This is a genomic window from Rhizobium sp. GW821-FHT14E12, from assembly GCF_058803745.1.
The window spans coordinates 231,583-251,212 of the sequence record NZ_JBXAPH010000004.1 but is presented as its reverse complement, the minus strand read 5'-3'; the positions used below and the strand labels follow the sequence as shown (position 1 = coordinate 251,212).

15 protein-coding genes are annotated in these 19,630 nt (G+C 60.7%); 7 read left to right on the top strand and 8 right to left on the bottom strand.

Annotated features, from left to right (window positions below; translation table 11 throughout):
• Nucleotides 1–71: 71 nt before the first annotated feature.
• From AC1RO0_RS18050 to ppx, 4 genes are all read left to right on the top strand, one after another.
• Nucleotides 72–1,202, top strand: a complete 1,131-nt coding sequence (locus AC1RO0_RS18050) for an AI-2E family transporter (protein ID WP_498594209.1) — start codon at nt 72–74, stop codon at nt 1,200–1,202.
• A gap of 2 nt (nt 1,203–1,204) precedes the next feature.
• Nucleotides 1,205–1,918 carry a DnaA regulatory inactivator HdaA gene (gene hdaA / locus AC1RO0_RS18045; RefSeq protein ID WP_498594208.1) on the top strand — a complete coding sequence of 238 codons (714 nt, stop codon included), beginning with the start codon at nt 1,205–1,207 and terminating at the stop codon, nt 1,916–1,918.
• A gap of 75 nt (nt 1,919–1,993) precedes the next feature.
• On the top strand, nt 1,994–4,195 hold the full coding sequence (locus AC1RO0_RS18040; RefSeq protein ID WP_498594207.1) for an RNA degradosome polyphosphate kinase: 2,202 nt from the start codon (nt 1,994–1,996) through the stop codon (nt 4,193–4,195).
• Between the two features lie 10 nt (nt 4,196–4,205).
• Nucleotides 4,206–5,726: an exopolyphosphatase gene (ppx, locus tag AC1RO0_RS18035; protein ID WP_498594206.1), complete on the top strand. Its 1,521-nt coding sequence runs from the start codon at nt 4,206–4,208 to the stop codon at nt 5,724–5,726.
• A 35-nt stretch (nt 5,727–5,761) separates the two neighbouring features.
• Here the strand turns inward: ppx and AC1RO0_RS18030 are convergent, their stop codons facing one another.
• From AC1RO0_RS18030 to AC1RO0_RS18015, 4 genes are all read right to left on the bottom strand, one after another.
• Nucleotides 5,762–7,120, bottom strand: a complete 1,359-nt coding sequence (locus AC1RO0_RS18030; protein ID WP_498594205.1) for an esterase-like activity of phytase family protein — start codon at nt 7,118–7,120, stop codon at nt 5,762–5,764.
• 142 nt (nt 7,121–7,262) lie between these two features.
• Nucleotides 7,263–8,315 (bottom strand): adenylate/guanylate cyclase domain-containing protein, encoded by a 1,053-nt coding sequence (locus AC1RO0_RS18025; RefSeq protein WP_498594204.1) that lies wholly within the window; start codon nt 8,313–8,315, stop codon nt 7,263–7,265.
• 151 nt (nt 8,316–8,466) lie between these two features.
• Complete coding sequence (gene rnd / locus AC1RO0_RS18020) at nt 8,467–9,612, bottom strand: ribonuclease D (protein ID WP_368509887.1); 1,146 nt, start codon at nt 9,610–9,612, stop codon at nt 8,467–8,469.
• Nucleotides 9,613–9,743: 131 nt separating this feature from the next.
• Entirely contained in the window at nt 9,744–11,135 is a 1,392-nt protein-coding gene (locus tag AC1RO0_RS18015; protein WP_498594203.1) for a multicopper oxidase family protein, read from the bottom strand.
• 269 nt (nt 11,136–11,404) lie between these two features.
• Here AC1RO0_RS18015 and aspS point away from each other — a divergent pair, with 269 nt between their 5' ends.
• Nucleotides 11,405–13,195, top strand: coding sequence for an aspartate--tRNA ligase (gene aspS / locus AC1RO0_RS18010; RefSeq protein ID WP_498594202.1), 1,791 nt, complete (start codon nt 11,405–11,407; stop codon nt 13,193–13,195).
• 75 nt (nt 13,196–13,270) lie between these two features.
• On the opposite strand, the gene AC1RO0_RS18005 is transcribed toward aspS, so the two are convergent.
• The gene (locus AC1RO0_RS18005; protein ID WP_498594201.1) at nt 13,271–14,440 is read right to left on the bottom strand and encodes a serine hydrolase domain-containing protein; all 1,170 of its coding nucleotides are present in this window, start codon (nt 14,438–14,440) and stop codon (nt 13,271–13,273) included.
• A gap of 66 nt (nt 14,441–14,506) precedes the next feature.
• Between AC1RO0_RS18005 and AC1RO0_RS18000 the strand changes: the two genes are divergently transcribed.
• Nucleotides 14,507–15,169 (top strand): TetR/AcrR family transcriptional regulator, encoded by a 663-nt coding sequence (locus AC1RO0_RS18000; RefSeq protein WP_498594200.1) that lies wholly within the window; start codon nt 14,507–14,509, stop codon nt 15,167–15,169.
• Nucleotides 15,170–15,234: 65 nt separating this feature from the next.
• Here AC1RO0_RS18000 and AC1RO0_RS17995 read toward each other — a convergent pair whose 3' ends face one another.
• Nucleotides 15,235–16,422 carry an aq_1923 C-terminal domain gene (locus tag AC1RO0_RS17995; RefSeq protein WP_498594199.1) on the bottom strand — a complete coding sequence of 396 codons (1,188 nt, stop codon included), beginning with the start codon at nt 16,420–16,422 and terminating at the stop codon, nt 15,235–15,237.
• A 228-nt stretch (nt 16,423–16,650) separates the two neighbouring features.
• On the opposite strand from AC1RO0_RS17995, the gene parC reads away from it, so the two are divergent.
• Nucleotides 16,651–18,909 (top strand): DNA topoisomerase IV subunit A, encoded by a 2,259-nt coding sequence (parC, locus tag AC1RO0_RS17990; protein WP_498594198.1) that lies wholly within the window; start codon nt 16,651–16,653, stop codon nt 18,907–18,909.
• 107 nt (nt 18,910–19,016) lie between these two features.
• On the opposite strand, the gene AC1RO0_RS17985 is transcribed toward parC, so the two are convergent.
• Together AC1RO0_RS17985 and AC1RO0_RS17980 are read right to left on the bottom strand one after the other, a co-directional pair.
• Entirely contained in the window at nt 19,017–19,403 is a 387-nt protein-coding gene (locus AC1RO0_RS17985) for a type II toxin-antitoxin system death-on-curing family toxin (RefSeq protein ID WP_498594430.1), read from the bottom strand.
• Complete coding sequence (locus AC1RO0_RS17980) at nt 19,403–19,627, bottom strand: AbrB/MazE/SpoVT family DNA-binding domain-containing protein (RefSeq protein ID WP_498594197.1); 225 nt, start codon at nt 19,625–19,627, stop codon at nt 19,403–19,405. Before AC1RO0_RS17980 ends, AC1RO0_RS17985 begins: the two co-directional genes overlap by 1 nt.
• Nucleotides 19,628–19,630: the final 3 nt, after the last annotated feature.

The following is a 19,630-nucleotide window of genomic DNA, read 5'->3' as shown; positions in this document are numbered from 1 at the left end:
TTGACCATAATTGCGGCGTCATCCTATGTCCTAAGCGAGCGGCAGCAGGCCGGCGAGCAGTGGGGACGACGATGAAGCAACAAGTCAGCGGGACAAGCCTCAAGCGTCAAGTCACCTTCTGGTTGATTGTGCTCGGCGCCTTCATTGTCTTTCTCTACCTCTTCAGCTCGATCCTCTTGCCCTTTATCGCCGGCATGTCGATTGCCTATTTCCTTGATCCGGTGGCGGACCGGCTGGAAAGGATCGGCCTCAGCCGCCTGATGGCGACGATCGTCATTCTGGTTGCCTTCGTGCTGGTCTTCGCCCTGGCGCTGACGATTTTCATCCCGATCATCATCAATCAGTTCAATGATTTCGTCCAGCACATACCGGGCTATGTGCAGCAGCTTCAGCAGTTGATCGCCAAGACCCAGACGATGGTGTTGCCGGACTGGATCCGCAATCAGATCGGCGTCATCAAGGACAATATCTCTAATATCATGTCGGACGGACTGAGCTTTGTCGGCGGCCTCTTCGCGCAGATCTGGAGTTCCGGCAAGGCGCTGGTCAACATCCTTTCGTTGATGGTCATCACGCCCGTCGTTGCCTTCTATATATTGCTCGACTGGGATCGCATGATCGCCAAGGTCGACGCCTGGGTGCCGCGCGATCATGTCGCCACCGTCCGGCAGATTGCCACTGAGATTGACCAGTCGATCGCAGGCTTCATCCGTGGCCAGGGCTCGCTCTGCATTATCCTCGGCATCTATTATGGCGTCGGCCTGTCGCTGGTCGGCCTGAATTTCGGCCTGTTGATCGGCCTCTTCGCCGGCATGATCAGCTTCATTCCCTATGTCGGCTCACTGGTCGGCCTGTTCATCGCGGTCAGTGTCGCGCTGGTGCAGTTCTGGCCGGATTATATCTGGGTCGGCCTCACGCTCGCCGTCTTCTTCACCGGCCAGTTCCTGGAAGGCAATGTGCTTCAGCCCAAGCTGGTCGGCGAAAGCGTCGGCCTGCATCCGGTCTGGCTGATGTTCGCGCTTTTCGCCTTCGGTGCACTCTTCGGTTTCGTCGGCCTGCTGGTCGCCGTTCCGGCTGCGGCCGCCTGCGGCGTGCTTGTTCGCTTTGCCCTTTCGCGATACCTTCAGAGCGACCTTTATTATGGACACTCGGAAGCCGATAAGGCGCGTAGGGCCAAGGCCGGCAATCCTGAGAAAAACTAGACATGACCGATGTGAAGAACGCTGATTTGAGGCGCAAGCCCGCCGAACAGCTACCCCTGGCCTTTACCCATGACGCCGCGAGCGGCCGGGACGACCTGCTGGTCGCCGATCCCTTGAGCGCGGCGGTAAAGATCGTCGATTCCTGGCCGCACTGGCCGTCGCCGGTGGTCATTCTCGCCGGCCCCGTCGGCTCGGGAAAATCGCATCTCGCCAGCATCTGGTGCGAGAGAAGCGGCGCTGTCCCGATCCATCCGCAAACCGGCTCGGACGCAGCCGTTATCGCGGCAAACGGGCCTGTCATCTTCGAGGACGTCGATCGTCTGGGCTTCGACGACACTGAACTTTTCCACGTCATCAACAGTGTCAGGGAAAACGGCACTGGCCTTTTGATGACAAGCAGGCTCTGGCCGATGTCCTGGCCGGTGACGCTGCCCGACCTGCGCTCGCGGCTGAAAGCGGCAACCGTCGTCGAGATCGGCGAGCCGGATGAAGAATTATTGTCGCAGGTGATCGTAAAACTCTTTGCCGACCGACAGCTTTATATCGATGACAAACTTGTCCTCTATATCGTCAATCGGATGGAGCGGTCCCTGAATGCCGCGCAGTTGATCGTCGACCGGCTGGACCGGCTGGCGCTTGGCCGCGGCACGAGAATTACACGCATACTGGCCGCTGAAGTCTTGAATGAATTGGGCAATTCCGGCCCGGCAGATTGAGCGGCAGGGGAACTGTCACAGTTCCGTCGTCAAACTGCTATACGTGGCAAGGTCTCAGATGAGGGTAGGTGGAACATGGACTCGGCAGTAACGGAACATCAGGACGCCAATCAGCCAGCCCCGGAGGCCACGCCGCCGATCAACGAGTTGCTGAGCAGCCCCGAACGCTTCATCAACCGTGAATTCTCCTGGCTGCAGTTCAACCGCCGCGTCCTCGAGGAAACGCTGAACACGGCGCATCCGCTGCTGGAGCGCATCCGCTTCCTCTCCATTTCCGCCGGCAACCTCGATGAGTTCTTCATGGTGCGCGTCGCCGGCCTCGAGGGCCAGGTTCGCCAGAAGATCCTCGTGCGCACGCCGGACGGCAAGACGCCCGCCGAACAGCTCGACGATATCCTGCGCGAGATCGACAATCTGCAGATGGAGCAGCAGGCATCGCTTGCCGTGCTGCAGCAATACCTCGCCAAGGAAGACATTCTGATCGTCCGGCCGCCGGCTCTGTCCGACACCGACCGGGTGTGGCTCGCCAATGAATTCGAACAGGCGATCTTCCCGGTCCTGACGCCGCTCTCCATCGATCCGGCGCATCCGTTCCCGTTCATTCCGAACCTCGGCTTCTCGATCGCGCTGCAATTGAACAGCATGAACGGCCGCGAGCCGATGACTGCGCTTCTGCGCCTGCCGCCGGCGCTCGACCGTTTCGTCCGCTTGCCCGACGCCAGCAACGTCATCCGCTACATCACGCTCGAAGATGTCGTGAACATCTTCATTCAGCGGCTCTATCCCGGCTATGAGGTGCAGGGTTCAGGTACGTTCCGCCTCATCCGCGACAGCGATATCGAAGTCGAGGAAGAAGCCGAAGATCTGGTGCGCTTCTTCGAGACGGCGCTGAAGCGCCGCCGCCGCGGGTCGGTGATCCGTATCGAAACGGACTCGGAGATGCCGCTCGAACTGCGCCAGTTCGTGGTGGAATCGCTGAACGTACCGGAAAACCGCATCGCCGTTCTGCCGGGCCTGCTGGCGCTCAACACCCTCTCCGAGATCTGCAAGGCTCCGCGCGACGATCTGCGCTTCGAGCCCTACAATGCGCGATTTCCTGAGCGCGTCCGCGAGCATGCCGGCGACTGCTTCGCCGCCATCCGCGAAAAGGACATGGTGGTTCACCATCCTTACGAATCCTTCGACGTGGTCGTCCAGTTCCTTCTCCAGGCTGCGCGCGATCCTGACGTCCTGGCGATAAAGCAGACGCTGTACCGCACCTCCAACGACAGCCCGATCGTGCGTGCGCTGATCGACGCCGCCGATCTGGGCAAGTCGGTGACCGCACTGGTCGAGCTCAAGGCCCGTTTCGACGAAGAGGCCAACATCCGCTGGGCGCGCGATCTGGAACGTGCCGGCGTGCAGGTCGTCTTCGGCTTTATCGAACTCAAGACGCATTCGAAGATGTCGATGGTCGTACGCCGCGAAGACGGCAAGCTGCGCACCTATTGCCATCTCGGCACGGGCAACTACCACCCGATCACCGCCAAGATCTATACGGACCTGTCCTACTTCACCTGCGACCCGAAGATCGCCCATGACATGGCGAACATCTTCAATTTCATCACCGGCTATGGCGAGCCTGAGCCGAGCACGAAGATCGCCGTTTCGCCCTATACGCTGCGCCCGCGCATCCTTCAGCACATCGAGGAGGAAATCGAGCACGCCAAGAGCGGTAAGCCGGCGGCGATCTGGATGAAGATGAATTCGCTTGTTGATCCCGATATCATCGATGCGCTCTATCGCGCCAGCAATGCCGGCGTCGAGATCGATCTCGTCGTGCGCGGCATCTGCTGCCTGCGTCCGCAGGTGCAAGGTCTGTCCGAGAATATCCGCGTCAAGTCGATCATCGGCCGCTTCCTCGAACACAGCCGCATCTTCTGTTTCGGCAATGGCCATGGCCTGCCGTCGGACAAGGCGCTGGTCTATATCGGCTCAGCCGACATGATGCCGAGAAACCTCGATCGCCGTGTCGAAACCCTCGTTCCGCTGACCAACAAGACCGTGCATGAGCAGGTTCTTTCACAGATCATGCTGGGCAACATCATTGACAATCAGCAGAGCTACGAGATATTGCCGGACGGTACTTCGAGGCGTACTGAGGTGCGCGCGGGGAAAGAGCCGTTCAACGCGCAGCAGTATTTCATGACCAATCCCAGCCTGTCCGGCCGTGGTGAAGCTCTGAAATCCAGTGCGCCGAAACTGATCGCCGGGCTGTTGTCGGGCCGCAAGAAATAACTGGACCTGCATGGTTGAATCAGAAGCCCAGGGGCGCCTTCCCGGTATAGCCCCGGTCTCCGTTGTCGATATCGGGTCGAACTCCGTTCGTCTTGTCGTCTATGAAGGCCATTCGCGGTCGCCGACCATTCTTTTCAACGAGAAGGTGCTGTGCGGCCTCGGCAAGGGCATAGCCTTGACCGGAAAGATGGACGAGGAGAGCGTCGCGCGCGCGCTCGCCGCCCTGCACCGGTTCAAGGCGCTGTCCGACCAGGCGCGTGCATCGACCATCTATGTCCTGGCGACGGCTGCCGCCCGCGAGGCGAGCAACGGTCCTGAATTCATCCACAAGGCCGAGACGATCCTGCAGCGGAAAGTGCGCGTGCTATCGGGCGAGGAAGAGGCACGGTTTTCGGCGCTCGGCATTGTCAGCGGCTTTTTCCATCCGAACGGCATCGCCGGCGATCTCGGCGGCGGCTCGCTGGAGTTGATCGACATCAAGGACCGGGAGATCGGCAAGGGTATCACCCTGCCGCTCGGCGGTCTCCGATTGTCGGAATATGCCAATGGCTCGATCGAGAAAGCCCGCAGCTTTGCCCGCAAGCATGTAAAGACGGCAAAGCTGCTCGGCCAGGGCGAGGGGCGGACCTTCTACGCGGTCGGCGGCACCTGGCGAAACATCGCCAAGCTGCACATGGAAATCCGCAAATACCCGCTGCACATGATGCAGGGCTATGAAGTGCCGGTCGATGAGATGATGCGCTTCCTCGATCAGATCGGCGAAGCCAAGGAAACGCGGGATCCGGCATTCCTGTCGATCTCCAAGCATCGCCGTTCGTTGCTACCCTTTGGTGCCGTAGCGATGCGGGAAGTGCTGGCGGCGATGAAGCCGTCCGTCGTGACATTCTCGGCCCAGGGCGTGCGCGAAGGCTATCTCTATTCGCTGCTGACCGAGGCGGAGCGCAATAGCGACCCGCTGCTGACGGCCGCCGGCGAACTTGCCATCCTGCGTGCCCGCTCGCCGGAGCATGCCCGCGAGCTTGCCGAATGGACCGGCCGCATGATGCCCTTCTTCGGCATCACCGAGACAGAGGAAGAGAGCCGCTATCGCCAGGCGGCCTGTCTGCTTGCCGATATTAGCTGGCGCGCCCATCCCGATTATCGTGGCCTGCAGGCGCTGAACATCATCGCCCACACGTCCTTCGTCGGCATCACCCATGCCGGCCGCGCCTTCATCGCGCTTGCCAACTACTATCGTTTCGAAGGCCTGCACGACGACGGCGCGACCGAGCCGCTGGCAACCATCGCCACGCCGCAGCTCATCGAGCGCGCCAAGCTGCTGGGCGGCTTGCTGCGCGTCGTCTATCTGTTTTCGGCCTCGATGCCCGGCATCGTGCGCAACCTGTCGATCCGCCGTTCGTCAAGCCCGGATCTGGATCTCGAATTCGTCGTCCCGGCCGAGTACCACGATTTCGCCGGCGAACGGCTGGACGGCCGACTGCAACAGCTCGCTAAGCTGACGAACCGGCGGCTGGCGTTCCGGTTTGAATAGAAAAGCCTTCTCCCCGAAGGGAGAAGGCTGGCTTTTTACTTCGCGTTCAGGAAATCACCGACTTCGAGAATGCTGAACTCGTTGTCGTCAGCCTTGTCGACGGCGCGGCCGGCCGAGAAGGGCAGGTTGTTGTCGTTGCCGATGATGATGTGGGTGGCATCGACACGGTCGACATTTTCGATGGTGACGAACGGCATGTCGTAGAAGCCGTCACCGCCGCCCTGCCGGCGCTTGTGGTCCGGATCCTCGATACGCAGCAGGTCGATATAGCCGATCTTGCGCACGGCCTTGCCAACATTGGCGTCGCTGAATTCGATCTTGTAGACACGCTTCAACTCGGCCGGCGCCTCGAAGCAATCCGGCTTCGGCTGCTTCGGATCGGCGCAGGCTTTTTCCTTGGTGCCGGCGCCGTTGTCCCGCTCGATCACCAGGGCGGTCTTGTCATCCAGCATGTTGAAGTCGCCGATCGATACGCCCTTGTCTGCGAAGGGATAGAGCCAGCTGCGGCCGGTCCAGCTTTTCGAGGCGACGTCGAACTCGATGACGCGGATGGCGGTGTGGCCGTCGAGGCTCTCCATCTGGCCGTCATCCTTGTAGAGTGCGCCTTCCAGCAGGCCGTAGAGCTTAGAGCCGTCCTTGGACAAAGCGAGACCTTCGAAGCCGCCGGAACGCTTCAGGTTGAAGACCGGCATCTTCAGCGTCGGGTTACCCGGAAGCTGCAGCAGGGCGTTGTCGGGAGACATCACCGGCTTGCCGTCGAGCGTGGTCGGGAAAACGTCGGTCAGTTGGCCATTCGTGTCGAATTTCAAGAGATAGGGGCCGAATTCGTCGCCGATCCAGAAGCCGTCGGCGACGGGCTGGATCGATTCGATGTCGAAATCGGCGCCCGTCAGGTAACGCGTATTCGAGCCTTCGAGAACGATCGGGAAGGGGGCTTTCTTGTTCGGATCGGAGAGGAATAGGTTCTTGACGACATCGACCTTGCCATTGTCCCAGTCGAATTTGAGCTGGTGGAGGAACAGCATGGAGTCGCTCGAATTCTGCTTGGAGCCGAAGCCGTTGTCCGACAGCGTCCAGAAGCTGCCGTCGGGCATGGCCTTGATGCCGGAAAAGCCCTGGATCGGCTGGCCGTCGAAAGGCAGCTTCAGGTCGGTCACGCGCGCGCCGTCCTTGCCCGGAACCGTGCCAAGCGCTTCGGTACGCTTGCGGTCCGGCGTGGTGAACTTGCCGGAGGTCTTCAGGAAGTCGGGTGCGTCGGCGGGGGCCGCGACCATGGTATTGGCCGGAAGAATGGCCTGCGAGGTCAGCTTGGCGGGAAACTGCTGCTCATCGGCCTGAACCGAGGCGGCCATCAGAACAAGAAGTGCCGTGGAAGCGAAAAGAATTCGGGTCATCATGTCACCTTGTTGGCTTGGGTTGGCAAGACAACCCTCGCTTAACAGGCGAGCTATGTCGGCGAATTAACGCTTAAGTGAAGCTTTGGTGACTGTGCACAACTCATGGGCTGTAGTCCGTCGGCGCCCGATGAAGACCTGCCTACTGCACACCACTGATGGCCTGCGGCACTGCGCGCCTCTGCATGTGCAGGGCAATGACGCCGAGCGTCTGGTCGCGACCGCGCACGGCATGGTCGCCAAGGTCTTCCTTGATGACCCCATCGGGAAGCTCCAGCTGTCGTGCGAGGTCGGTCGAGATCAGTACCTGACGCTCCAGCGTCTTGCAGAAGGATTCCAGCCTTGCCGTGGTGTTCACCGTGTCGCCGAAATAGGCGATCTTGTGATGATCGACGCCGATTTCGGCGGTGACGATATTCCCGCCGTGTAGCGCTGCCCGCAGGCGCGGCACCCGGCCGTAGGATTTCAGCCATTTCTCCGCGTTTGCCTCGATGTCGGCAAGGATATCGAAGACGCAGCGCACGCAGCGGGCATCCTTGATGCCGCGTTCCAGCGGCCAGGTGATGATGGCGGCGTCGCCGATATAGTCGTCGATTGCGCCCTTGTGTCGCCGCACCGGCTCTGCGAAGGCGCTGAACAGCGAGCCAAGGAACTCCTGCGCCTTGAGGTCGCCATGCTCTTCGGCAAACGCCGTCGAGCCGACAAGGTCGATGAACAGGAACACGCGCTCTTCCTGCACCGGATTGCGATAACGGCCGGTCAACAGGCTGAGGAAGACGTCGCGGCCGAGCAGTTCGCGGACGCGCCCGATAAAGATGACGATTGCGGTCACCGCCACGGCATAGAGATAGACGTTGATCTGCAGCAGCGTCACGTCGGCCCAGGAGCCATTTATCAGCCCCAGGGATTTCATCAGGCTACCGGCGATCGCAAAGCCGATGGAGATCAGGGCGAAATCGACGATAAGCGCGGAGGCGACGAAGGCCGGCGTGGGCAGGCGATGCATCCAGTGGTTCAGGCGCGGCAGGATCATGCGGCGTTCGAAGGCCAAGAGCGGCATGCCGGTGAACAGAGCAAAGACGGCGCCGATATACATGGGCGCTTCCGGGAAGAACATCTTGCCATAGGCAACGCCGCTTCCCGCGACGAAGAGCACCGTCAGGATCCAGTTACGTATTGAAGGCAACGTTCCCATTCGGCCGGCCCACCCAGAGATGACGCATACTGCCAAAAACGGAGCGTTTCGGCAAAGACTATGCGTCATCAAGGATATGATGACGCCAAGCGTTCATTCCAAGAGATTTACGGCGTATTCGTGGTTGCGGCCGGAAAAGAGCGCACCGCGATTACAGGGCGACCGTCTCGACCCGTTTGCCGACAAAACGCAAGGCGACTTGACCCTGGATGAGCTGCAGCGCCGTCTCGCCGAAAAGATCGCGCCGCCAGCCGGTGAGGGCGGCTACGTCGGCCTTCTCACCTTCGGCGGCGATCTTGTCCAGATCTTCGCTATTGGCGATGACCTTCGGAGCGACGCCATGCTTTTCGGCGGTGAGCTTCAGCAGAACCTTCAGCAGTTCGGCGGCGGCAGCCGTGCCTTCGGGGGCTTGCTGATGACGTGGTGCGTGCGGCATGTCGGCCTTGGGTAGTGCTAGCGCCTGATTGATTGCTTCCAGCACGGCAGCGCCCGATGCCGAACGTTCCCAACCCTTGGGGATGGTGCGCAGCCGGGCGAGCGCTTCCGTATCCTTCGGCTGCTGCTGGGCGATTTCGTAGATGGCATCGTCTTTCAGCACGCGGGCACGCGGCACGTTGCGCGCGCGCGCCTCGCGCTCGCGCCAGGCGGCAACATATTTCAGCACGGCCAGTTCCTGCGGCTTGCGCAGCCGCATCTTCAGCCGCTGCCAGGCGTCATCCGGGTGCAGGTCGTAGGTCTCGCGCGCTTCGAGGATCGCCATTTCCTCGAGCAGCCAGGAGGCGCGGCCTTCGCGCTCGAGCTGCTCCTTCAGCGAAAGATAGACATCGCGCAGATGGGTGACGTCGGCCAGCGCATAGTCAAGCTGCTTTTCCGACAACGGCCGGCGGCTCCAGTCAGTGAAGCGCGAGGACTTGTCGATCTGGATATTCTTGATGCGGCTGACCAGCTGGTCGTAGGAGACCGAGTCGCCGAAGCCGCAGACCATGGCGGCCACTTGCGTGTCAAAGATCGGATGCGGGATGAGATTGCCGCGATTGAAGATTATTTCGATGTCCTGGCGGGCAGCATGAAACACTTTCATGACGGCGGAATTGGCCATCAGCTCGAAGAAGGGTTTCAGATCGAGGCCCTTGGCCAGCGGATCGACCAGCACTTCAGTCGTCGGGCTTGCCATCTGAATCAGGCAGAGTTCCGGCCAGAAGGTCGTCTCGCGCAGGAATTCGGTGTCGATGGTAATGAATTCTGACTTGGCCAGCTCTTGGCAGGCCGCCTCTAACTGGGCGGTAGTTTCGATCATATCAACACATTCATCGGTAAAATAGTTTGTTAATCTTCCTTCTCCTTTCGGCCGGATAAGTCAATACGTGGAGAGAGGAAGTATCTCACAGCATTCCGCTTTTCGGAAAATTCGTCAAAAAGGCCACTGCTCTAGGCGACGCGCATGTAACTGGTCATTCCCGTCTTCTGATGCTCGATGATATGGCAATGCAGCAGCCAGTCACCGGGATTGTCGGCGACGAAGCCGAGCTGCACCTTTTCGTCCGGCTGGATCAGGTAGGTGTCGGATACGAAGGGCTGCACCTGCCGGGTCGAGGAAGAGAGTACGGTGAAGCTCATCCCGTGCAGATGAATCGGATGGGCATGCGGCGTCACGTTTTCCATGTCGAGGACATAGCTCTTGCCAAGCTTCAGTTCGGCAAGTGGTGCTGTCGGATCGGGCGTATCGCCCGGCCACGGCACCTTATTGATCGCCCAGAAACTATAGCCGAGCGAGCCGCAGATGCTGTCGGTGGCGGTATCCTCCGCCGTGGCGCTGAGGATAAGCGGGATGTGCTGCGCGGCACCGATGTCGACCTTCGCGACGGGATTGTCCTCAAGAGGCGCCAGATCGCGGACGTCGCGTTTTAGCGAGCCGCCGACCGAGCGCAACGTCGCCAGCACTTTCGGATCGGTGCCCCGGATATCCTCCAGCTTGACGATCGCGCCTTCCTCGTCCGGCATCCGCACGGCCAGCTCCAGGCGCTGGCCGGGGCCGAGCTGCAACAGATCCAGCGGAAAACGCTCCGGCACCGGATTGCCGTCGATGGCGATCACCGTCGCCTGGGCTCCATCCATTCGGAAGGAGTAGATGCGCGTGACGTCGGTAATAGCAAGCCTCAGGCGCACCAGCCCGCCGGAGGGCGCATCATATTGCGGTTGCTGCTGCCAGTTGGCGGTTCGCACCGTCCCATAGGTGCCGGATTTGGCGGCATCGCGCGGTCGGAACTGGGCGATGAATTGCCCGTCGCCGCCGAGCCGCCAGTCGCGCAGATTGAGCACCACTTCCGAATCGAACGTCGGATCCCTAGGATTTTCCACGACGATGACACCGGTCATGCCATGGCCCATCTGGATCAGCGTGTTGCAATGCGGATGATACCAGAAGGTGCCGGCATCCGGGGGCGTGAAGGCGTAGTCGAAGTGGTCGCCGGTATAGACATAGGGCTGCGTCAGGAACGGCACGCCATCCATCTTGTTGGGCAGCCGGATGCCATGCCAGTGGATCGTCGTGGGGTCGTCGATGCCGTTGATCAGCCGCGCGGCGAAGGGTTCTCCCTTCCTCATGCGCACCACCGGCGGCTGGCCCGCATCGCCATAGGTCAACACATCCCTGGTCACGCCGCCATCCGCCAGGCCGGCCTGGGTCTTCACGGTCTTCAATACCTGCGGTTCCGCCGCCAGCGCCTTGCCGCTGAACTTGCCGGCTATGCCAAGCCCGACGCCATAGGCACCGGCCAAGGCAGAGGCTTTCAAAAGGTTGCGGCGGGTCAGGATCGGCATGCGGGGCTCCAGGGACGCGGGGACTGTGCCTGCTTGTTTAAAGTTGAGCGCGGTGTTCAGCAATAGCATTGAGGTAGCCAAACCGCCGCATCGGCTACTGGCGGTGGCGGTGGTTGTAACTTCACGAAAGCAGTATTAAACCAGCTCCCCAGTGCTTCGAGCCTTGACAAATCAGGCGCACCATGCGCTTTTCCGCCCGATTTTCTCGTCGGCAGGCGAGGGGCTTTTGTCCGTATTCGCCGCCGACCGCCAAGTCCAGGATATATACTATGCATCGCTATCGCAGCCACACATGCGCCGCCCTGCGCAAGTCCGACGTCGGTTCGACTGTCCGCATCTCCGGCTGGGTTCATCGCGTCCGAGATCATGGCGGCGTGCTGTTCATCGACCTGCGCGATCACTATGGCATCACCCAGGTCGTCGCCGACCCGGATTCGCCCGCTTTCAAGCTGGCCGAGACCGTGCGCGGCGAATGGGTCATCCGCATCGATGGCCTGGTGAAGGCCCGTACGGAAGACACCGTCAACAAGACCATGCCGACCGGCGAGATCGAGCTCTACGCGCAGGAGATCGAAGTGCTCTCCGCTGCCAAGGAGCTGCCGCTGCCGATCTTCGGCGAGCCGGATTATCCGGAAGATGTGCGCCTCAAGTACCGCTTCCTCGATCTGCGCCGCGACACGCTGCACAAGAACATCGTCAAGCGCACGCAGGTCATTTCCTCGATGCGCCGCCACATGGGCGAAGTCGGCTTCACCGAATACACGACGCCGATCCTGACGGCATCGTCGCCGGAAGGCGCGCGCGACTTCCTCGTGCCGAGCCGTATCCATCCGGGCACCTTCTACGCGCTGCCGCAGGCGCCGCAGCAGTATAAGCAGCTGCTGATGGTTGCCGGTTTCGACCGCTACTTCCAGATCGCGCCGTGCTTCCGCGACGAAGACCCGCGCGCCGATCGTCTGCCGGGCGAATTCTACCAGCTCGACCTCGAAATGAGCTTCGTGACCCAGGAAGACGTCTGGAACACGATGGCACCGCTGATGACCAGCATCTTCGAGGAATTCGCCGAGGGCAAGCCCGTCACCAAGGAATGGCCGCGCATTCCCTACGACGTCGCAATCCGCAAGTATGGTTCGGACAAGCCGGACCTGCGCAACCCGATCGTCATGGAAGCCGTGACCGACCATTTCGCCGGTTCCGGCTTCAAGGTCTTCGCGAACATGATCGCGTCGAACCCGAAGGTTGAAGTCTGGGCGATCCCGGCCAAGACCGGCGGCTCGCGCGCATTCTGCGATCGCATGAACGCCTGGGCGCAGAGCCAGGGCCAGCCCGGCCTTGGCTACATCTTCTGGCGCAAGGAAGGTGAAAAGCTCGAGGGCGCCGGCCCGCTTGCCAAGAACATCGGCGAGGAGCGTACCGACGCGATCCGCACGCAGCTCGGTCTTGACGATGGCGATGCTTGCTTCTTCGTGGCAGGCGATCCCGCCAAGTTCTACAAGTTCGCCGGTGAAGCGCGTACCCGCGCCGGCGACGAACTGAACCTGATCGACCGTGACCGTTTCGAGCTGTGCTGGATCGTCGACTTCCCGTTCTTCGAATGGAGCGAGGAAGAGAAGAAGGTCGACTTCGCTCACAACCCCTTCTCGATGCCGCAGGGCGGCCTCGAGGCGCTGCAGAACCAGGATCCGCTGACGATCAAGGCCTACCAGTACGACGCCGTCTGCAACGGCTTCGAAATCGCCTCGGGCTCGATCCGTAACCAGTCGCCGGAAACCATGGTCGCCGCCTTCGAAAAGGTCGGCCTCAGCCAGGCTGACGTCGAGGAGCGCTTCGGCGGCCTCTACCGTGCCTTCCAGTACGGCGCACCTCCGCATGGTGGTGCCGCCTTCGGTATCGACCGTATCGTCATGCTCTTGGTCGGCGCCAAGAACCTGCGCGAAATCTCGCTGTTCCCGATGAACCAGCAGGCGCAGGATCTGTTGATGGGCGCGCCGTCTGTGGCGACACCGACGCAGCTGCGCGAACTGGCGATCCGCCCGGTTCCGCCGGTGAAGAAGGACTGAGGCTCTTCACGAGCTTTGAACATGCAAAACCCGGCGACCGAAATCGCCGGGTTTTTTATTGGTCTCGGAAGAGACTTAGAGGGCAGCGTAGACCGCGTCACGAAGGTCGACGGTGAACTGGCCCCACATGCCTTCGAGCGCCGTGTTGGTCAGCGCCACGACGGTCAACCCCTTTGCGGGGTCGACGAACCAGCTGTGACCGTAGACGCCGCCCCATTTTATCGTACCGACGGAGAACGGAACATTCGCCGCGACGGGGTCGATGACGACGGACCAGCCGTAGCCAAAGCCAAAGCCGGGCTGTAACGGCTGGAGATGCCCGTTCGCTTGGTCCGTCGTCATCGTCTTCACGGTGTCGGCCGACAATAGCGGAGCGCCACCCTTGCGTACGGTTTCGAGAATGGCGAGTACATCGTCCGCCGTTCCGGCCATGCCTGCGCCGCCGGAGTGGTAGGAGGCCGGATCGAATATCCGGTCCGGCGCGAACCGAATGAAGCCGTCGAGTATGGGCGCCACGGCCTCGTCTCCCATCCGCTGCGGTTCCGGGGAACCGTTCATATAGGGAGCGGCGAGGCGGCTCGGGTCACGCACGGAAAAGGCAGTGTCGACAAGACCAAGCGGCCCAGTCACCAACTCTGCGACGGCCTTGTCGAGGCTGCCGCCGGTTTCCTTTTCAATGATGCCGCCGAGCACATCCATCGCCAGCGAATATTGCCAGCCATCTCCGGGGGCGAAGCGCAGCGGTGTACTTCCGAGACGCTTCAGGTTTTCGGCAAGCGCGAGACCCGGTTCACCAAGCCCATCGGACACGCCGGCTCGGTGATAGGGGCCGCCTTCTTCCTCGGCGAATGCGTAGCCCAGTCCGGATGTATGCGTCAGCAGGTGGCGGATGCGAATGACCGCTTCGGTCCCGTCCGGCAGACGTGGTTGGAAATCCGGCAGCCATTTCGTTATCGGATCGTTCAGGCCTATCCGGCCCTGTTCGACAAGCCGCATGGCGGCGATGGCGACGATCGGCTTGGTAACGGAGGCGAGGCGGAAGATGGTCTCTTCCCGCATCGCCACGGCATTCTCGCGATCCGCCAGGCCGGCGGCGCGACGATAAATCTGCTCGCGATTCCGTGAGATCAGAACCACGGCTCCGACCAGTCTCTTATCCGTCAGGGCAGCATCGATTGCGGCATCGACGCCCTCGGCTAGGGAGCCGAGGGATGGCCGAGAGGCGTTTTCAAGGGGAAGACTCATGGTGAGAAACCTTCTATAATCACAATGACCGCTCCTGAATAAACCAGATTGCGAGATATTTCTAGAGTGACCATTGTGAAAAATAGCGAAGACATGAAAAAATCCACTCAACGCAAGCGCGGCAGGCCGCCGGCCTTCGATCGCGAGACGGTTCTTGCGGCCGCGCGCGATACCTTCTGGAAGCATGGTTATGACGGCTCATCCATCGCCGATCTCACCGTCGCCATGGGGATCACGCCGCAGAGCCTTTATGCCGCCTTCAGTTCTAAGGCTGATCTCTACCGCGAAGCGCTGGAGCAATATCGACGCATGCCACGACCCGAGCCGGGCAATCCGTTGCAGGAAGCGGTGGACACCGTCACCGCTTTCGATCGCTTTCTCCGCAATGCAGCCGGGATATTTACTGCGCCGGAACACCCGAAGGGCTGCATGATATCGACGGCCGTGCTGAATTGTGCGGAAGAGAATGAGCCGGTCGCCCATCATGTTGCTTCCATGCGCCTGCAGACGCTCGACCTGTTTGCGGCACGGATCGAGCGTGGCATCGCGGAGGGGGACATGCGGCCGGATGCGAATGCGCGGTCATTGGCCCGCTTTCTCGGAGCGATCGTGCAGGGCATGTCCGTCCAGGCGCGGGACGGCGCGACCAGGGAGGAGCTGCTCGAGATCGTTGCTCACGCCCGCGGCGAGCTGATGCGGCATTCGCTTGGGTCGGTCGCGGTGAAATGAAGCCATGAAAAAACCCGGCAATCGAAATCGCCGGGTTCTTTTTATTGTTGCGATCGAAGGTCCGATCAATCGTTGGACGAAACCTTGAGGCCGATGACCTGCGGGATCGAATTCGGAGCGCCCATGGCGGCGCCGATGATCATCGGCAGCGGCACCGGCTTGTCCGGCGAAGCCGTGACCGTCAGGCTCTTCGGATTGTCAAGATAGGCGCTGACGGCGGTGGAGACAGCATTCTGCAGTTCAGGAATGTTGAGCTGTGCCAGCATGATCGGCGTCATCGCCTTCAGCGTGTCAGCCAGCTGCTTGCCGGTAACGCCCTGCTGTTTGCCGGCAAATTCCAGCGCGCGAGAGGTGATCGAAGCGTCGTCGAAGCGGATCTGGGCGCTGTTGAAGGTCAGCTGCTGCAGAAGGCCGAGCATGGCGAGGCCGGCGGACTGCTGTGCATCCTGCTGGTTCGGGTTAGAGCGAACGGTCTTCAGCGCTTCCTGCAGCGACTTGGCGAAGGCCGGCGTATAGCCGGAAAGGCTGAGCGCGATGTTCAGCTTGCCGATATCCTTGAAATCGAAGGAGTATTCGGTGATGTCGATCTTGCCCGGAGCTAGCTCCCAGCCGCCCTTCATGGCGATCTTGCCGTTCAACTGCTTCAGGTTCAGCTGTTCGATGGCCAGTTTGCTCTGCGGGTCATCGACCTTGCTTAGGTCAGCCGTAACGCCGTCGACTTCAACGCCGAAATCAAGCCCGGACTTGTCGGCACGCTTGGTCATCGTGGCGTCGGCGTTGGAGATTGCGAAGACCTGCGTGCCGTCCTTGGTGGCGGAAATCGCACCTGCATGCGCGCTCTTGTAGAAGAGCAGGGAGTCGAGATCGCCCTTTGTCGTGTCGGCCGGGATTTCGACGCCGTTCAGCTTGAGGTCGGCGGCGGTGATAGCCACGCCGTCCTTGTTCAAAGCCACGTCGGGAAAGGCCACCTGATCGACGGTATAGCCGCCGCCCGCTTCAGCGACGCCGGAGAAGGTAACGTCGCCCAGCTTGACGCCGTCAGGCGTGCCGGCTGCCTTGAAGCTTGCGCCCTTCAACGTCACCGTCGTGCCGCTGACATCGACGCTCTCCGCAGCGATCGAACCGCCCTGCTGTGCATAGGCGTCATTGATCTTCTTCAGCAGGTCGTTACCGTCGAGCGCAAAGGCGGAGCTGGCGAAAGACAGGATGACGGCGCTGGACAGCATCAGCCGTGTTGTCCGATAGAAAGTCATGGTGGCGTTTCCTCATTGAGCTGTTGTCGGCGGGCGTACAGATTCTGCGTGTACTGCGGCGGTATATATTCACCTTTGCCTGAAATTCCAATGACAATGGCGGCTGCAGGCGCGAGCACGGGAGTTGTGTGCAACCTTGCGCGAGAATGTGCTTGAACTGAGGCGTCATCCACAAGTGCTTTCCAGTGATTTCTTGCCGGGAATCGGCTTCTCCGCTAGTCAAGAGCCATGGGAAAAAATCTTTTACCGCCTGGTGGCGGAGACGACAACAGCATCGTTCCGGTCGATCTGAAGGCCGCGCTCGAAGAGCGCTATCTGGCCTATGCCTTGTCGACGATCATGCATCGCGCGCTTCCGGATGTTCGTGACGGCCTGAAGCCGGTTCATCGTCGTATTGTCTATGCAATGAGCGAGATGGGCCTGCGCCCCAACTCGGCCTTCCGCAAATGCGCCAAGATCGTCGGCGAAGTGATGGGTAACTATCACCCGCACGGCGACCAATCGATCTATGATGCGCTGGCCCGCCTGGCGCAGGATTTCTCGCAGCGCTACACGCTCGTCAACGGCCAGGGTAATTTCGGCAATATCGACGGCGATAGCCCGGCCGCGATGCGTTATACCGAATCCAAGATGACGGCGGTCTCCGAGCTGCTGCTCGAAGGTATCGACCAGGATGCCGTGGATTTCCGCGACACCTATGACGAGTCGAATTCCGAACCGATCGTCCTGCCCGGCGCCTTCCCGAACCTGCTCGCCAATGGCTCCTCCGGCATTGCCGTGGGTATGGCGACCTCGATCCCGTCGCACAACGCCCACGAGCTTTGCGACGCAGCGCTGCATCTGATCAAGGACCGCGAGGCTACCGTCGAAACGCTGGTGGAGCTCTATATTCCCGGCCCCGATTTTCCGACCGGCGGTATCATCATCGATGATCGCCAGAGCATCATCGAGAGCTACAAGACCGGACGCGGCGGATTTCGCGTTCGCGCCAAATGGGAGATCGAGGATCTCGGTCGTGGCGGCTACCAGATCGTCATCACGGAAATCCCGTTCCAGGTGCAGAAGTCGCGGCTGATCGAGAAGATCGCCGAGCTGCTTCTGGCGCGCAAGCTGCCGCTGCTCGAAGACATTCGCGATGAATCCGCCGAGGACATCCGCGTCGTCCTGATCCCGAAGAGCCGCACCGTCGATGCGACGATCCTGATGGAATCGATGTTCAAGCTGTCGGAGCTGGAAAGCCGCTTCCCGCTCAACATGAACGTCCTGTCCATGGGCCGCATCCCGAAGGTCATGGCGCTGAATGAGGTGCTGAAGGAGTGGCTCGACCACCGCCGCGAAGTCTTGCAGCGCCGCTCGCGCTTCCGGCTCGCGGCCATCGAGAAACGCCTGGAAATCCTCGGCGGCTTCCTGATCGCCTACCTCAACATCGACGAGGTCATCGCCATCATCCGCGAGGAGGATGAGCCGAAGCCTGTGATGATGGAGCGGTTCGGGCTCACGGACAATCAGGTCGAAGCGATCCTCAACATGAGACTGCGCTCCTTGCGCAAGCTCGAGGAGTTCGAAATCCGCAAGGAGTTCGATGGCCTCAGCAAGGAAAAGTCCGAGATCGAGGTATTGCTCGCCTCCGACGAAAAGCAGTGGCAGACAGTCGCCTGGGAAATCGGCGAAGTGAAGAAGAAGTTCGCCAAGGCGACCGAGATCGGCCGCCGCCGCACGCAATTTGCCGAAGCGCCCGAGGCTGACGATGCGGCGCTCCAGCAGGCGATGATCGAGAAGGAACCGATCACCGTCGTCGTTTCGGAAAAGGGCTGGATTCGCGCGCTGAAGGGTCACATCTCCGAGACCTCAACGCTCACTTTCAAGGAAGGCGATGCGCTGAAGGTGGCTTTCCCAGCCCAGACGACGGACAAGATCCTGATCGTCACCACCGGCGGCAAGGCCTATACGCTTGGCGGCGACAAGCTGCCCGGCGGGCGCGGTCATGGCGAGCCGCTGCGCATCATGGTCGACATGGAAAACGACCAGGACGTGCTGACCGCCTTCGTCCACGATCCGCAGCGCAAGCAACTCGTCGCCTCCACGGCTGGCAATGGCTTTGTCGTGCTGGAGACGGAGCTGGTCGCCAATACCCGCAAGGGCAAGCAGATCATGAACCTCACGACCCCGGACGAGACGAAGCTGCTCGTGCCCGTCTCTGGCGATCATGTCGCCGTTGTCGGCGAGAACCGCAAGCTGGTGGTTTTCCCGCTGTCGCAGGTCCCAGAAATGTCGCGCGGCAAGGGCGTTCGCCTGCAGCGCTACAAGGACGGCGGTGTCTCGGATATCAAATGCTTCGCCATCGCCGATGGCCTGACCTGGGAAGACAGCGCCGGCCGCACCTTTACCAAGACCAAGGACGAGCTGGCCGAATGGCTGGGCGATCGCTCCGCCGCTGGCCGTGCTGTGCCGAAGGGCTTCCCCAGGACGGGCAAGTTTTCGGGGTGAGGAATGGTCGGCGTAGTTGATGAAACGCCCCGTTGGGGCGTTTCAGACGACGAATGCCCTGAGCTTAAGCGAAGGGCTGGGTGGTGCGACAAATGGAGAGCCTTTCGCTATGCGCGCGACTTGGCAAAATCTCTAAAGAAACGCGTGGCTCCTTCTTCGTTGATCTCGCCGCTCGCGACACCAAGCGTGAGCGCATAGAGGTGGGCATCCGTTGCTTCGATCTCGTAACCATTCTCGTTGAGAAAGACGATGGCTACCAAAAGTGATATGCGCTTATTGCCATCAATGAAGGCCATGTTTTTGCTGATGCCGAACAGATAAGCGGCAGCCAATTCGAAAATGTCTTGATTGCCGTAACTGGCTTTTTGGGGTATTCGCGCGAGCGCGGATTTTAGCAGGTTGTCGTCACGTAAGCCCGAAATGCCGCCGAACTTCTTGATCAGCTTGGCATGCATGCGGATTGCAAGCCTTTGATCCAGAAAGATCATCGGCATCACGATTCAGCAAGCTTCTTGAGTGCGACCTTGTACTGTTCCATGCAGATGCGTGCTGCTTCCATCTGCCGAGCGAAATCCTTGTCAGTGGGCTCTAATCGGAAGCCGTCTTTGTCGACATGGAGTTCAAGCGCGTCGCCAGCTTCAAGACCAAACTGATCAAGAACTTCCTTCGGAATGATCACGCCTTCGGAATTGCCGATCTTGCGGATGACGATGTTCATGCT